At 67.3% G+C, this 15,126-nt stretch carries 10 protein-coding genes; 1 reads left to right on the top strand and 9 read right to left on the bottom strand.

The genetic code is table 11. From position 1 onward, the window contains the following. Positions 1-126: 126 nt before the first annotated feature. The 9 genes from LN450_RS01275 to LN450_RS01235 all read right to left on the bottom strand — a co-directional run bounded on the left by LN450_RS01275 (position 127) and on the right by LN450_RS01235 (position 13,626). Positions 127-3,060, bottom strand: a complete 2,934-nt coding sequence (locus LN450_RS01275; protein WP_011349203.1) for a TonB-dependent receptor domain-containing protein — start codon at positions 3,058-3,060, stop codon at positions 127-129. Between the two features lie 666 nt (positions 3,061-3,726). Next, positions 3,727-4,116 (bottom strand): DUF2628 domain-containing protein, encoded by a 390-nt coding sequence (locus LN450_RS01270; protein WP_011349204.1) that lies wholly within the window; start codon positions 4,114-4,116, stop codon positions 3,727-3,729. Positions 4,117-4,227: 111 nt separating this feature from the next. Further along, positions 4,228-5,976 carry a sensor domain-containing diguanylate cyclase gene (locus tag LN450_RS01265; RefSeq protein WP_039417221.1) on the bottom strand — a complete coding sequence of 583 codons (1,749 nt, stop codon included), beginning with the start codon at positions 5,974-5,976 and terminating at the stop codon, positions 4,228-4,230. A gap of 112 nt (positions 5,977-6,088) precedes the next feature. After that, positions 6,089-7,279, bottom strand: a complete 1,191-nt coding sequence (locus LN450_RS01260) for a sugar diacid recognition domain-containing protein (RefSeq protein ID WP_011349206.1) — start codon at positions 7,277-7,279, stop codon at positions 6,089-6,091. Between the two features lie 232 nt (positions 7,280-7,511). Further along, on the bottom strand, positions 7,512-8,681 hold the full coding sequence (locus tag LN450_RS01255; RefSeq protein WP_011349207.1) for a glycerate kinase: 1,170 nt from the start codon (positions 8,679-8,681) through the stop codon (positions 7,512-7,514). 25 nt (positions 8,682-8,706) lie between these two features. After that, positions 8,707-10,017, bottom strand: coding sequence for an MFS transporter (locus LN450_RS01250; protein WP_011349208.1), 1,311 nt, complete (start codon positions 10,015-10,017; stop codon positions 8,707-8,709). A gap of 469 nt (positions 10,018-10,486) precedes the next feature. Further along, the gene (locus tag LN450_RS01245; RefSeq protein WP_008573114.1) at positions 10,487-11,740 is read right to left on the bottom strand and encodes a dipeptidase; all 1,254 of its coding nucleotides are present in this window, start codon (positions 11,738-11,740) and stop codon (positions 10,487-10,489) included. A 280-nt stretch (positions 11,741-12,020) separates the two neighbouring features. Continuing rightward, a complete protein-coding gene (locus LN450_RS01240) occupies positions 12,021-12,341 on the bottom strand; it encodes a hypothetical protein (protein ID WP_003482258.1) in 321 nt (106 codons plus the stop codon). 118 nt (positions 12,342-12,459) lie between these two features. After that, the gene (locus tag LN450_RS01235) at positions 12,460-13,626 is read right to left on the bottom strand and encodes a class I SAM-dependent rRNA methyltransferase (protein WP_011349209.1); all 1,167 of its coding nucleotides are present in this window, start codon (positions 13,624-13,626) and stop codon (positions 12,460-12,462) included. 264 nt (positions 13,627-13,890) lie between these two features. Between LN450_RS01235 and LN450_RS01230 the strand changes: the two genes are divergently transcribed. Beyond that, complete coding sequence (locus LN450_RS01230; RefSeq protein WP_011349210.1) at positions 13,891-14,847, top strand: TerC family protein; 957 nt, start codon at positions 13,891-13,893, stop codon at positions 14,845-14,847. Positions 14,848-15,126 lie beyond the last annotated feature (279 nt).

The following is a 15,126-nucleotide window of genomic DNA, read 5'->3' as shown; positions in this document are numbered from 1 at the left end:
GACACCAAGCGCCGGCATCGTCGTGCGTTTTGGCCGTGCCCGGAATCGGCAGGCATCTTGCTTGCCCGGACGATGCCGCAAACACCACCTGTCCATATCCGACGCACGCGTCGCCGATTGCGCGCTTCAAAAATCGAACACGTATTCTGCCGCGATCTCGCGCCCGGCCGGGCTGAACAGGCGGCTGTTATAGAACTCGTAATCGAGTTTGTACGGATCCTTGTGGTTGTAGCCGGTGCTGTTGAAAACGTTGTTGACGTACAGGTTGAGCTTCATCGCCGGCGTGATGCGGTAGCCGACATTGACATTCCAGGTGATGGCCGGGCCGATGCGGCCGTAGTACTTGCGGGTGCTCTGGCCGAAGGTGGGGCTGGCCGGATCGGTGTCGGTGCAGTTGGCGCGGTCGTCGGGCACGCCGCCATCGGCAAACGGCACGCAGCCGCCGGGGTTGTCCAGCCGGTCCAGGCCCCAGTGCGAACGCACGCCCGGCACCGCGCCGACGCGATCGCCATAGACGGTGGCATTCCAGTTGCCGTACAGCCAGCTCACGCTGCCGCGCAGCTTGCTGCGGATATCGCGGTCGCGGCGCTCGGGGTTGGGGTCGGTACGGTAGGTCTGCTCGCGCATCGAGCGCAGGTTGGTGTAGTCGAGCCCCATCTGGAAGTCGCCGATACCGGTCTTGAGCTGATAGCGCGCCGACAGGTCGATGCCGCTGACATCGCGCTGGGCCAGGTTGATCGGCCCGCGCTCGATGGCGGTGATGGCGCCGGCCGCATTGCGCTGCACGCGCGCCAGGATCGAGGCGCAGTAATCGGCGCCGCCCGGGTTGGACCAGGCCTGCCCAGGCGTGATGGTCAGCCCGGTGCGGCAGCCGGCCTCGTCGCGCAGGATGGTGGTTTCATCGATGTCGCGGATCTCTTCTTCCAGATGGATGCGCCAGAAGTCGGCGGTCAACGACAGGTTCTCGAACGCATCCCAGACAAACCCCACCGTCCAGGAATTGCCCAGTTCCGACTCCAGATCCGGGGTGCCGCGGCGATTGATCGCGAAGGGATAAGTCACCTCGGTGTTGTCGCCGGTGCAGTTGTTGATCTGGTAGGCACCGCTGGCGATGCAGCGGTACTGGTCGAGCGTGCGCACCTGCGCCGAGCTGGGTTGTCCGAGCAAGTAATGCATGTCCGGGGCGCGGAAGCTGGTGGCGTAGCTGCCGCGCAGCAGCAGGCTGTTGATCGGCCGCCACTGCAGGCCGACGCTCCAGGTGGATTCCTTCTGGGTGCCGATGTCCAACTGGTCGGCGGCGTCGTTGAATGCGGTGTAGTCGCCATAGCGATCAAAGCGGCCGGCCAGGGTGGCGGTGAGCGTGGCGGTCAACGGCACGCCGAACTCCAGGCCGCCCGAGTAGCGGGTGCGCTCGCCGCCGCCGCGGTCGACGTTCTGCACTTCGTAATCGACATTGGCACGCGGGTCCGGATTGAGCCGATACCCTTGCTGGGCCGCTTCCAGCACCGCGGCGAATTCGACCGGCCCGGCCCAGCCCTCGAACAGCCGACCGCTCAGGCTGAGCGCTCCCTGGTTGACCCAGGACGCGGCGCGGTTGACCGAATGCGCGCCGATCTGCGCGTACTGGCCTGGCGTCAGCGGGGTCCACCAGCGCGCGCGGTCCAGCGTGTAGGCCGGCAGCCCGTCCACCGTGCCCTGCTGCGGGCCCAGGAAGTAGTCGTTGGCGCGCTGCCAATCGACCGTGGAAATGCGCTCCTGTACCCGGTAGTACGAGCGCCCCAGCGAGGCTTCCCAGTCGAAGCGGCCGTCGGCCAGGGTGCCGCGCAGGCCGGCGCTGATGTCCCAGGAACGCTCGCGATTGCGGTTGCGCAGGCCGGCCTGGCTGCCGACCTCGCTGGCGGTGAACTGGCGCACGCCGATCAGCTGCTGGCCGCTGGCGGTATCGTAAAAGGCCGGATAGTCCAGCCCGGCCGGCAGTTGCACATAGGGCGGCGAGGTGCCCCACTGCGCTTCGGAGTCGAACACCGCCAGGTTGGTCCAGGCCTGTACGCCGTTGCCGAACTCCCAGGTGCCGTACAGATACCCGGACAGGTCCTTGCTGCCGCTGCGCAGCAGCCATTGGCCGTAGTCGGCGCTCAGCCCGCACAGCTGGCCGGTATTGGTGGTGACACCGGTATTGCGGTTGTAGAGCAGCCGGTCGGCCAGGTAGTACTCGCCGCCGAACTGATCGCAGGCACCGGGCGGCGGCGCCTGGCGGGTGCCGGTGGCATTGTCGATCAGCGCAATGCCGCTGCTGGGGCGAAACCCCACCCGCCGCTGTTCGGTGGTCCAGGCGCTGTAGGGCGCATCGCTGGCGTCGTCCATCTGCGGGCGATCGCGGCCGAACAGCGGGTCGCGGCTGGTGTACTGCAGCGCGTAGGTCACGCTCCAGTGGTCGCCGGTGCGCCCGCCGGCCCAGGACACGTCGGCGGTGTCGCGGCCGCCCTCGGTGGAGGTGCCGCCGCGCATGCGGAACTGATCGCCGCTGTAGTTCTGCTTGAGGATCACGTTGACCACGCCGGCGATCGCGTCCGAGCCGTAGATGGCCGAGGCGCCGCCGGTGAGCACTTCCACCCGGTCCACCGCCGCGGCCGGGATGTTGCTGTAGTTGGAAACGTTGCTCTGGCCGTCGTACGGCAACGGGTAATCGGCCACGCGGCGGCCGTTGACCAGCAACAGGCTGCGGTTGGGGCCGAGGTTGCGCAGGTTGAGCGGGCTGGCATTGGGCGTATGCGAGCCCCAGCTGACGTCCGCCTCCACCGTGCCGATGGCCTGGTTGAGGGTGCCGAGCATGTCGTAGACGGTGGTGAAGCCCTGCGCGCGGATCTCGTCGGCGCCGATGATCTGCACCGGCGCCGGGCCTTCGGCATGCACGCGCTTGATGCGCGAGCCGGTGACGGTGACCGCGTCCAGCTGTTGCGGGGCGGGGGTCTGCTGGTCCAGGCCAGCCAGGGGCGACAGTGATGCGAGCAGCAGCGCCTGCGACAGGCGGGTGTGGCGGCAATGGCGAAAAGCGGTCATTCAAGCGTCTCGTCGAGGATGATAGTGCGACGGAAAGACAATCTCTTTCAAACACTTGCGGGCGATGGACGCGCTTGGATCGATCTAAAACTAGCAGAGCGGTGTGTCATGTGTTGGCAAAGATTAAGCATGCGGCAGCACCCACACCACGCCGCGACGCAACAATCCTGGCGGGCTCAAGCGCATCTTCGAGGTAGAGAAGTCTTTTAGATCAATGGTTTGGAGTATCGGACCCAAACGCCTTGCCAGCTTCGCTAACGGATGAGCCCGGCTGTGACTTCCGACGCTGCCGGGACGGCAGTTGGTCCGGCGCCCATTTCCAGGGCCAAGCGCCGTTTCGGCAGCCGTGGCGCTGCCGGATCGGAGGGTGCTCTGCGCCGACAACCCGCTCGCAGCGTGCGCGGGAGGCTGCCCAGGACGCATGGCCGTGCAGCGAGGCCTATTCTCAAATCCTGGCGCTGCTGCGATCGCGTCTGTGCCCGCGCGGCATGAGTCGCGTACGGCGAGGGTTGAATGCGCTTTTCCCGCGATCCTCTGCCATCTGGCATGCAAATGATGCCCATATGCTTGTCCTTAGGCCGGCGCGCTTGGCCCACAAAAAAGCCCGGTCACAGGACCGGGCTTGGCGGCAGGGCGTCGGTGGGAGGGTCCGCGCCCGGCGGTGGCTTACCAGCGCATGCCTTCGAACGGGTTGAAGCTGGTGCTGCCCTTCACCTTGTCCAGGTAGTAGGCGTAGTTGGCGCTCATGCCGGCCAGCAGGGCCAGTGGAATGCTCAGCGCGTTACCGATCGATGCGGGCAGGAACGAGGCTACGATGCCGACCACCAGGCCGACGCCGATCAGGCCCAGCGCCTTGCGCCACAGGCCCAGGATGAAGAAATAGATGAAGCCGAAGAACAACGCGTAGAAGTTCATGCCCACCTTGAGCTTCTCCCCGAACGGCAGGGTCTTGAGCGCCTCTTTGTAGGCAGGGTCCCTGGGACCGCCGTGACGGTCGAAGAAGGCGACGCGGAATTGCCACTTGGGGCTGAGCTGGGTGCGATCGAAGGTATCCATTCCAATCCATGTAGTTGTAAACGTTTACATGATAGGCGATCGCGTATTCATCGGCACGCGTTCCCGCAGCCGGTCACCTGGGTCCGGTGCAGCTTTCAGGTGCGCGCAAGCTCAGCGCTGGTCGCTGGTGCCGGTGCCGCGGCGGGCGCGGCGCAGCGAGTACAGCGAGTGGTCGGCGCGATCGACCACCGCCGCCAGCGCTTCGCCGTCCTGGCGCAGGGCGGTGCCGAGGGTGAAGCGGATCGGCGCGTCCTCGATGGCCCCCATGTAGTCGCGCGTCAACGCATCCAGCTGTGCCTGGGTGGCCTGGTGTAGCAACACCAGGAATTCGTCGCCGCCCAGGCGTACCAGGCGGTCCTGGGTGCGCAGCGGCTGGTTGAGGAACCATGCCATCTGCACCAACACCTCGTCGCCGCGTTGATGGCCATGGGTGTCGTTGACCAGTTTGAACTTGTCCAGGTCCAACACGATGCAGCCCCAGCGCACGCTGGGGTCGCGCTTGTCCAGTTCGTCCAGGAATCGGCGGTTGTAGCAGTTGGTCAGCGGGTCGGTGAACGACCATTCCAGCAGCTGCTTCTCCTGCCGGTACTGGTTGGTGATGTCCTGGGCATGCGCCAGCACCACCGTGGCGTCGGATTCCACGTCCAGCACGTTGTGGTACTGCCAATGGCGCAGGCTGCCGTCGCCGGCCACCAGTTCGATCACTCCCGAATCCTGGCCATCGAGCACCATCCGCGAGAGGTACCCGCGCAAGGCGGCGTGGCGCTCGGGGCGCACGAATTCCACCAGCGAGCGGCCTTCCATCTGCTCGACGCTGCGGCCGAGCGAGCGTGCGGCGGCCGGGTTGATGCTGACCAGCCGGCCATGCATGTCGTGGGTGCAGATCAGGCCCAGGCTGTACTGGAACATCTTGCGGAACTTGCGCTCGCTGGCGGCCAGCGCGTCCACGGCCTGGTGCCGGTCGGTCACGTCCTGGACCGCACCGATCAGGCGCATGCGCCCATCCACGTGTTCCACCGATCCGGTGCTGTGCACCCATAGCCGCCGCCCGGTGGCGCTGGTCAGCGGCAGCTCCAGATCCCAGGACGTGCCGTCCCGCACGCAGGCTTCGACCGCTTCGGTGATGACCGCGCGCGCCTCCAGCGGATAGAAGCCGATCGCCTCGGTCAGGCTGGGCCGGTAACCGGGCGGAACATCGTGCAGGCGGCAGGTCTGGTCCGACCAGATCAGCGTGCCGCTGGCCACGTCCACCTCCCACCCGCCGACCCCGGCCACCCGGCCGGTGCGCTCCAGAAACGCTTCGCTCTCGCGCAGCCGCTGCTGCAGCTGGGCATTGGCCGCCTCGCGCTCGAGCATCACACGGCGTTGCTCCAGGCCTTCGGCGGCCACCCTGGCCAGTTGCTGCAAGGCCTGCAACTGCGCCGGCTCCAGCGCGCGCGGGCGCTGGTCGATCACGCACACCGTGCCCATGCGTAAGCCATCCGGCAGCACGATGGGGGCGCCGGCGTAATAACGGATACCGGGCGCATCGGTGACCAGGGCGTTGTCGTGGAAGCGTGGGTCGGCCGGCGCGTCGCGCACTTCCATCACCGCATCGCCCTGGATGGTGTGGGCGCAGAACGCCAGTTCGCGTGGGGTTTCCGAAACCCCCGGCAGGCCGATGTTGGCCTTCCACCACTGCCGATGTTCGTCCACCAGCGAGACCAGCGCGATGGGGGTACCGGCGATCGCCTGCGCGGCAGCGGCCAGCGCGTCGAAGAACGGCTCGGCGGCGGTGTCGACCACCTGCAACAGCGCCAGACGTGCCAGGCGCTGGACCTCGCTAGACGCAGATGACACGACGGTATCGCACTGGTTCAACGGAGCGCTCGCGGCCGGGCAATCCGCGCAGTCTAGCGGACTGCGCATACCAGCCAAGGCGGCGTTCCGTGCGCCACTGCACAGGGCAGCGTTGCGGCGGTTGTGGCGCCGCTCAGTCGGGGGCGTGCGCGTCGGTGTTCGGCGTGGTTGCGGCGCTGTCGTGGCGCATCCGCAGCGCCAGGTACAGGCGCATGCAGTCGTCGGTGTTGCCCAGGTCCACCGCGCACAGTTCCTGTATGCGCTGCATGCGGTAATCCAGGGTGTTGCGATGAATGCCCAGCGCCTTGGCGGTGGGGGCCATGCGCATGCCGGCGCCGAACCAGACCGACAAGGTCTTCAGCAACTGACTGCGACGGTCCTGCGCCAGCAGTGCCTGCAGCGGCTTGCGCAATTCCTCGGCCTGCCAGGCCTGGCGCAGGTCGTCCACCAGCACCGGCAGGCGGTAATCGTCGTAGAAGAAGGCGTCGGCGTACGGGGTGCGCGCCTTGCCGATGCGCATGGTGGTGCGCGCGATCTGGTGCGACAACGCCAGGCCGTTGGACTGCGGAAAATACTGGCCCAGGGCCAGCCGGATCCGCAGCCGGCTGCTGGCGCGCATGCGCTCGAGCAGGCTGTGCGCGCGACGGCGTTGCTCCGCCACGTCCCAGTGGCCACGCCGGTCCAGTGCCGGCTTGAGCACCACCAGCTCGTTGAGCGCGGTGGCGGCGATCAGGTTGCCGCGCTCGGGCGTGGACAGCAGGGTGTGCAGGCGCTGCAGTTCCACCAGCATCGCGTCCAGGTCCAGGCTATCGCTTTCCACTTCGATTACCGCGGCCACGCGCGGCAGGTCCAGCGCGATCCCGAGCCGCTCGGCCCAGCCGGCCAGCGCCGGGGTCGGGCCGTCGGGCCGGATCAGGCCCAGCGTGACCTCTTCGCGCAGGCGCGCGTCGCGGGCCAGCAGGCGCAGCAGCCCGGCCTGTTCCAGCATCGCTTCGGCGGCCATGCGCACCAGCTCGGCCTGCTGCCCGATGCGCTGCGGGTCGCCGGTCAGCCCGACGCAGCCGACGATGCGGCCCTCGGCGATCAGCGGCAGGTTGACGCCGGGGCGCACCGCATCCAGCTGCTGCGCCAGGGCGGCGTCGATCTCCACCCGGCCCTGCCGGGACAGCACCAGCAACGCACCTTCGTGCAGCTGGCCGATCCGCGCCGGCTCGCCGCTGGCGATGATGACGCCGGAGTGGTCCATCACATTGACGTTGCCGTCGATGATGGTCATCGCGCGGTCGACAATGGACTGCGCCAGGGTGCGGTCGAGCGTGAGCATGGGCGGGGGTCTGTTGCCGCGATCAGGGGCGGTCACGGTGGCATGTTCGCTTCGCGGATGTTTGGCAGGTGTATGACGGGAGGAGTTGCGGCCGATGCCCGGGATCGGTGCGAAGAACGCTGATTACCTTTGCGGATCGGCCGTACATGCAGTGGGCGCGCACCCTGTCCAGGAGGCCGCCCCGAACGCAAGCGCAGGTGCCCCACCCCTCCGAGCCACCCGGGCACTGCCGTCAGCCCCGCTCGCGCCCCGACCCGACCTGTGCCAATGCCCCGCCCAGCTGCAGCGCCGCGGCCACATTGCGGGCGGCGATGCGCACGTTGCTGGCGGCTTCGGCCAGCGCCTGCTCCACCGTGCAGGCGCGATGCACCACCGCAAACATCGCGTCGATGCCGTGCCCATGCAGCAGCGCGGCGCCGTTGCCCAGGCAACCGGCGATGGCGATCACCGGCTTGCTGTGTCGTTGCGCCACCCGCGCCACGCCCACCGGGGTCTTGCCGTGCAGGCTCTGGCTGTCCAGGCGGCCTTCGCCGGTGATGACCAGATCGGCCTGGGCGACCAGCGCGTCCAGCCCGAGCGCCTGGGCGACGATCTCCACCCCGGGCCGCAGCTGCGCGCCCAGATACGCCACCAGGGCCGCGCCCAGGCCGCCGGCCGCGCCGCCGCCGGGCAGCGCGTGCAACCGCACACCCAGGTCGCGCTGCAACAGGTCGGCGTAGTGCTGCAGGTTGCGATCGAGCTGGCGCACCATGCCGGGGGTGGCGCCCTTCTGCGGGCCGAACACCGCCGAGGCGCCGGTCGGCCCGATCAGCGGGTTGTCCACGTCGCAGGCCACTTCGAACTGGCAATCCTGCAGCCGCACATCCATGCCTTCGGTGTCGATGCGCGCCAGCGTGGCCAGCGCGCCGCCGCCTGGACCGATCGCCTCGCCCTGGCCATCCAGCAACCGCACGCCCAAGGCCTGCGCCAGGCCGCTGCCGCCGTCGTTGGTGGCGCTGCCGCCGATGCCGATGATGAAACGCCGTGCGCCGGCGTCCAGGGCGGCCAGGATCAGCTCACCCACGCCTGCGGTGCTGGTGCGCAGCGGCGCGCGCGCGGCCGGCGGCAGCAGGGCCAGGCCGCTGGCGGCGGCCATTTCGATCACCGCGGTGCGGCCGTCGCCGGTCAGGCCGAAGAACGCCTGCACCGGGGTGCCGAGCGGGCCGCTGACGGTGCAGGCGATCACCCGCCCGCCGGTGGCGGCCACCAGCGCATCGACCGTGCCTTCGCCGCCATCGGCAACCGGCACCTTGTGGTACTGCCAGTCGGGGAAGACCTCGCGAAAGCCCGCCTCGATCTGCGTGGCCACCTCCAGCGCGGGCAGGCTTTCCTTGTACGAATCGGGGGCAATGACGATCTTCATGCGGACACTCGCTGGGACGGACGCATCACCGGTTCACCGCCCGCGCCGGCACCCGCAGCACCAGCGCGGCGCCCAGCGCCATGGCGCCGGCCAGCACGTACAGCGCCACTTCGGTGCTGTGGGTGGTGTCCTTGATCCAGCCCACCAGATACGGGCTGAGGAAACCGGCCACCTGGCCGGTGGAATTGATCAGCGCCAGCCCACCGGCGGCGGCGGCGGCGGTGAGAAAGCCGTTGGTCAGCGGCCAAAACAGCGGCAAGCCGCTGACCGCCCCCATCGTGGCCAGGGTCATGCCGAACACCGCCAGGCCCAGGTTGTCGGTGACGCTGGCGGCGATGCACAGGCCGGCCGCGCCCATCAGCAACGGAATCACCAAGTGCCAGCGACGCTCGCCGCGACGGTCGGCCGAACGGCCCATCAGCACCATGAACACCGCCGCGGCCAGGTACGGGATCGCGCTCATCAGACCGATGCGGATCGGGTCGGTGACACCGCTGCCCTGGATGATCGACGGCAGCCAGAAGTTGATCGCATACACCCCGCTCTGGATGCAGAAGTACACCGTGCCCAGCAGCCACACCGCCGGATTGCGCAGCACCGCGCCCAGCGAGGTGGACGCGCCGGCTGGCTTGCCTGCTTCGTCCTCGGCCAGCACGCGTGCCAAGGCCTGTTTTTCCTGCGGGTTGAGCCAGCTGGCCTGTTGCACGCCGTCGCTGAGCAGGAACCACACCCCGATGCCCAGCAACACGGTCGGCAGGCCCTGCAGCAGGAACATCCATTGCCAGCCGGCCAGGCCGCCCTGCCCGGCCGAGAAGTGATCCAGGATCCAGCCGGACAACGGCCCGCCCAGCACCCCGGAGATCGGGATCGCCGACATGAACACGGTCATGACCCGGCCATGCCGGGCACGCGGGAACCAGCGGGTCAGGTACAGCACGATGCCGGGAAAGAAGCCCGCCTCGGCCGCACCGGTGAGCAGGCGCAGGGTGTAGAACCCGGCCGGGGTGCGCACGAACAGCAGGCAGGTGGAGAGCAGGCCCCAGCTGACCATCATGATCGCCACCCAGCGCCGGGCACCGATGCGCTGCAGGATCAGATTGCTCGGCACCCCGCAGGCCAGGTAACCGATGAAGAAAATGCCCGCGCCCAGCCCGTACACGGTCTCGCTCATGCCCAGGTCGCCCAGCATCTGCAGCTTGGCAAAGCCCACGTTGACCCGGTCCAGGTAATTGAACAGGTAGCAGACGAACAGGAACGGGATCAGCCGCCACAGGATCTTGCGGTAGGTCGGACCCATGTCATCGGAGGGCGGCAGGGGCCGGGTGGCTTGGGTCATCGCACGCTCCAGCAGTCGGAAGGCCAGCCGGTGCGCAGTGCGGCAGCACCGACACCAGGCAGGTGGTCGACGCATTCTAGATTGAGCGTTTTCCCGGAATCATCGTCAGGGTGTTGCCTGTCTGCGGGCTGGCACGCGCAAATTTTCGTGCAAATGCCCAAATCAACTGCAACCGCTCCCGGCGTGTGCCGGGTTCGGAACGCAACAGCCACCATGCTGTTGGTGCAGGGCTGGCCGCCCCGATGCAGCGACGGCGCCCCGTGACCCACCGCTTGGCTGACACCTAGCGGCGCACTCCGCGCGCGCCCCAACCAGCCCATCCGGCGAAGGAGCCCGCGGCAGCAACGCTGCCTCTACCCCAGCCCTGCACCCACAACCAAGCCGGCGGCCAGCACCCAGCCCCACACGACACACCGCCTCGGCTTTGCGAATCCCGATTCCCGAATCCCGAATCCCTGGTCCCCCAGCACTACCTCCCCACTCCCGATTCCCGTTTCCCGGCCGCATACGCCTGCGCCTGGCCCATCACCCGCAACAGGTTGCCGCCCCAGATGCCGGCGATCTGCTGCTCGGTGTAGCCCTTGCGCAACAGCCACGCGGTGATGCGCGGCAGGTCGGAGACATCTTCCAGGCCCACCACCCCGCCACCGCCGTCCCAATCCATGCCGATGCCCACGTGCTCGGGCCCGACCACTGCCAATAAGTGCTCAAGATGCGCGAAGAAGTCTTCTTCGGTGGCGCGCTTGATCGGGTAGCGCGCATCCAGCTCCTTCAGCGCGGCGCTGAGCTTGGTACCGTCGGCGATCTTGACGTGCTCCCAGCCGCCGTATTGGTCGGTGAGCGCCTTCTCGGCGGCCTTGCGCTCGGGGCTGGCGCCGCTGTCCACCAGGTAGCCGCCGTAGGAATTGACCTGGATCACCCCGCCATGCGCGGCCAGCACCTTCAGGCGCGCATCGTCGATATTGCGCGGGTGGTTGTAGACCGCGCGCGCACCGCTGTGCGAGAGCACGATCGGCACCGGCGACAGCGCGATCAACTGGTCGAACACCGCATCGGAGGCATGCGATTGATCGATCACGATGCCCAACGCCTGCGCCTGTTGCACCAGCTGTTTGCCGGCCGGGCTCAGGCCGTTCCACTCCGCGCCCTTGGGGTCGGTGGCCGAGTCGGCGAACTCGTTGTTGAGAAAGTGCACGGTGCTCATCAAGCGCAGCCCCTGCGCGTAATAGAAGCGCAGCAAGGTGGGGTCGGCTACCAGCGGGCTGGCGTTTTCCATGCTGATGTACACCACGCGCTTGCCGGCGGCCTTGATGCGCGCGGCGTCGGCCGGCGTGGTGGCCAGTGCAAAACGCTGCGGTTGCGCGGCCACCAATGTGTGGATCTTCAGCAGGCGCTGCAGACCGGCATCGCGATCGTCCAGGTGCGCGGCCGCACTGCGATCGCCCTGCCCGGTGTAGACCGCCCAGAACCCACCATCCAGCGCGCCTTCGACCATGCGCGGGTAATCCACCTGGGACAGGCGGTTGCCGGCATGCGCCTGCAAGACGTCGAAGTCGGCGCGTTCCAGATTGGCCGGCGTATCCAGATGCGAATCCAGCGTGACCAGGCGTTTCTGCAGGGCAGTCGCGCGCGCCAGTTCGGCCTTGGAAAACTCCAGCGCATGTGCGGGCAGCGCAGCGGCCAGCAACAACGTGGCAGACAGGCAAAGCGAACGCAGGTGCATGCGATCTCACAGGCAGTGGGGGTGAGCCGATCATAGCGGCTGGCTACACGCACTGCGGCCACACGTGGGACGCTGCAGCGCTGCGGTCGATCCGCACGGCGTGGCGTGCGATACGCGCGCTGCAAGCGCAGTTCTGCGGCGATGCCGATGGCGTGCGCACGCGCGATGCTGTCGAGCGACGCCGCCATGCCGGCAACCACGGCGCGGGCGGCCGCTCGTCGTTGCAGATCGGTTTGATCTGCCTGGCAGCGCGAGCAAACCGCCTCGCGCGCTGTATCGCTCAGTCGTCCAGTTCTGCCAGACGCGCGCGCACGCTGTCCACATCGATGTGTTCGCGCACATGCGGCCACTGCCGCGCCCACACCGAACGGAACACGATCCACGCACCGAACACGCCCAGACAGGTCGAGCCCAGCGCCAGCAGCAACGGGTGCAGCGGCGAACCGTCGCCAGTCTGGAACAGATACATGAAAGCCCCGGAAAACAGCAGCCAGACGCCGAACACCGGCCAGTTGCTGGCCAGCAGGCTGGCATTGGGCCGCTCGATCTGCCGCAGCAAGCGGCGCAGGGCCTTGCGTTCGTCTTCGTCGCTGGAGGTCATCGGCTGCCGGCTCCTGGTTGCATGTCTGCGTTGACCTACTGCTGGCCGGCGATGGCATCGCGCCGCGAAAGACGCTGCCTGCCACACGGCAGCGGGCGTCTTTCGCCGCAACGCGCTGCTACATCACCCGGCAGAACACCGCTTTCAGATAGCGCGATTCCTGCACGTGCGCCATGAACGGATGATCGGGACCGGCACCGGCCACCTTCAGGATCTGGATGGTGCGCCCGGAGAAATACGACGCGCGCCGCAGCATGTCCAGGAACTCCTGCTCGGCCACCAGGCCGGTGCACGAGAAGGTGGCAAACAGGCCGCCCGGCTTGACCACGCCCAAGGCCAGCTTGTTCATGTCCAGGTACTTCTTCAGCGCCGGAATCACCTGATCGCGGTCGCGGGTCATCTTGGCCGGGTCCAGGATCACCACATCGAACTGCTCGCCGCGGTTGGCCGCATCGCGCAGCCACGGAAAGATGTCGGCCTGCACGAACTTGGGCCGCACGTTATTGAGCTTGGCGTTGCCCTTGGCAATGGCAATCACGTCTTCGTCGATGTCCACGCCCAGCACTTCGGCCGCACCGCGCGCGGCGGCATACACCGCAAAGCCGCCGGTGTTGCAGCACAGGTCCAGCACGCTCTTGCCTTCGACCTGCTCGCTCAGCCACTGGCGGTTGTCGCGCTGGTCGGCGAAAAAACCGGTCTTGTGCGCACCGGCCGGGTCGGCGCGGAACTTGATGCCGTGCTCGGTGATCACCGCCGCTTCGGTGGTGGTGTTGCTGTGGAAATCGAAGCTTTCCTGCTTTTGCACATGTTCGTCGGCAAAGCTGTGGAAGCGGCAGCCGGGGAACTGTTCGCGCAGCGCCTCGTAGATCCATTCGCGATGACGGAACATGCCGGCGGCGAAGAACTCCACCACCACCAGGTCGCCGTAGCGGTCCACCACCAGGCCGGACAGGCCATCGCCTTCGCTGTGCGCCACGCGCCAGGCGTCGGACACGCCATCGAGCTTGAGCCAGTCGCGGCGCAGGCTCACTGCCGCGGCGATCTTGCGCGAGAACCAGCCCGCATCCACCGGCACCGACTGGTCGGTTTCCAGGATGCGCACGGCAATGCGCGAATGGCCGTTGTAGAAGCCGCGGCCAATCCATTCCCCATCCACGCCGACCACATCGACGATGGTGCCGGGCTTGGGCTTGGCGGCGGGCTTTTCCACCAGCTTCTGGAAGATCCACGGGTGGCTGGAGCGCCAGGCATTCTTGAGACGGACGACGGGGACTGGAATATTCATCGGTCCATTGTATCCGGCTGGATTGACGTGCCTGCGCCGTGCACGCAGAATCGGGCGCAGAAGGGGAGTAGCTCCCAGCGTTGTCGCCGTCATTACGAGCCCGCCATGTGCAGCGCTCCGGTGCAACGGCAACCGGCCCGGCCGGTTGCGAGCGAGACCTTCGCCGCGCAGGCGAAGGTCCGTCACCCGGAATCCACGATTTCCGTGTCACAAGGCCTCAGCCCGCCGGCTGTCCAGGCCGCTTTCACTTTTTTCGGGATTCTTATGCAAACCATTGGCAACGTGTGGTTATGGGGTGGCTTCGCGGTGGTGGTGATCGCCGCGCTGCTGATCGATCTGGTGCTGATGCGCCACGGCGGCGCCCACAAGGTCACTTTCAAGGAGGCCACCTGGTGGAGCATCGGTTGGGTGCTGCTGGCGCTGGCCTTCAATGCCGGGCTGTGGTGGTACCTGCAAGGCAGCGTCGGCGACGCCCAGGCCGACCAGATCGGGCTGCAGTTCCTCACCGGCTACCTGGTGGAAAAATCCCTGGCGGTCGACAACATCTTCGTCTTCCTGATGGTGATGACCTACTTCGGCGTGCCCGAAGAACAGCGCCAGCGCGTGCTGATCATCGGCGTGCTGGGCGCGATCGTGCTGCGCGCGATCATGATCTTTGCCGGCTCGATGCTGCTGGCCAAGTTCCATTGGCTGCTCTACGTGTTCGGTGCGTTCCTGCTGCTGACCGGCATCAAGATGTGGTTCTCCGCCGGCAAGGAGCCGGATCTGGAAGCCAACCCGGTGCTGCGCTGGATGCGCGGGCACCTGCGCCTGAGCCCGCAGTACCACGGCAACCTGCTCAGCGTGATCAAGGACGGCAAGCGCTGGTTTACGCCGCTGTTCGTGGTACTGATTTTGATCGCGGTGATCGATGTGATCTTCGCGGTGGACAGCATCCCGGCGATCTTCGCGATCACCACCGACCCGTTCATCGTGCTCACCTCCAACGTGTTCGCGGTGCTGGGCCTGCGCGCGATGTTCTTCCTGCTGGCCGGCATGGCCGACCGCTTCCACCTGCTGCCCTACGGCCTGGCGGTGATCCTGGTGTTCATCGGCATCAAGATGATGATCATCGATCTGTACAAGATCCCGGTGCTGGTGTCGCTGGGCGTGGTGGTTGCGATCCTGGTGGCGACCATCGTGCTGAGCCTGCTGCGCCCGCCCAGGCCGGCCGGGCACTGAGGGGCCGGGATTGGTGGTTCGGGAATCGGGAATCGGGAATCGGGAATCGGGAATCGTGGCGCAGCCTGCACTGCTGGCAACCATGCGCACCGACCATCTCGCCAGGTCCTTGCCCGCCCACCGTCGCGGGACCTTGAGCGGCATGGATGCCGCGCCAGAGCTTACAAGGACGTACTTGCAGCGTGTCCCGCGATGGTGGGCGGGCAAGGGCCCTGCAGCCAAGCTGCAGATCGGCCGGAAGTGGACTTTGCAGATGGCGGATGGCGCGGCACGTGCGGT

Origin of the sequence: Xanthomonas euvesicatoria pv. euvesicatoria, assembly GCF_020880415.1 — a bacterium.
Taxonomy (GTDB): Bacteria; Pseudomonadota; Gammaproteobacteria; order Xanthomonadales; family Xanthomonadaceae; genus Xanthomonas; species Xanthomonas euvesicatoria.
This window is presented reverse-complemented; position numbering and strand designations above follow the sequence as displayed.

What these genes read in the sequence shown, in the direction of transcription:
- LN450_RS01240 (WP_003482258.1), bottom strand. Translation starts at nt 12,341, where the DNA reads ATGACCTCCAGCGACGAAGACGAACGCAAGGCCCTGCGCCGCTTGCTG.
- LN450_RS01245 (WP_008573114.1), bottom strand. Translation starts at nt 11,740, where the DNA reads ATGCACCTGCGTTCGCTTTGCCTGTCTGCCACGTTGTTGCTGGCCGCT.
- LN450_RS01250 (WP_011349208.1), bottom strand. Translation starts at nt 10,017, where the DNA reads ATGACCCAAGCCACCCGGCCCCTGCCGCCCTCCGATGACATGGGTCCG.
- LN450_RS01270 (WP_011349204.1), bottom strand. Translation starts at nt 4,116, where the DNA reads ATGGATACCTTCGATCGCACCCAGCTCAGCCCCAAGTGGCAATTCCGC.
- LN450_RS01275 (WP_011349203.1), bottom strand. Translation starts at nt 3,060, where the DNA reads ATGACCGCTTTTCGCCATTGCCGCCACACCCGCCTGTCGCAGGCGCTG.
- LN450_RS01235 (WP_011349209.1), bottom strand. Translation starts at nt 13,626, where the DNA reads ATGAATATTCCAGTCCCCGTCGTCCGTCTCAAGAATGCCTGGCGCTCC.
- LN450_RS01255 (WP_011349207.1), bottom strand. Translation starts at nt 8,681, where the DNA reads ATGAAGATCGTCATTGCCCCCGATTCGTACAAGGAAAGCCTGCCCGCG.
- LN450_RS01230 (WP_011349210.1), top strand. Translation starts at nt 13,891, where the DNA reads ATGCAAACCATTGGCAACGTGTGGTTATGGGGTGGCTTCGCGGTGGTG.
- LN450_RS01260 (WP_011349206.1), bottom strand. Translation starts at nt 7,279, where the DNA reads ATGCTCACGCTCGACCGCACCCTGGCGCAGTCCATTGTCGACCGCGCG.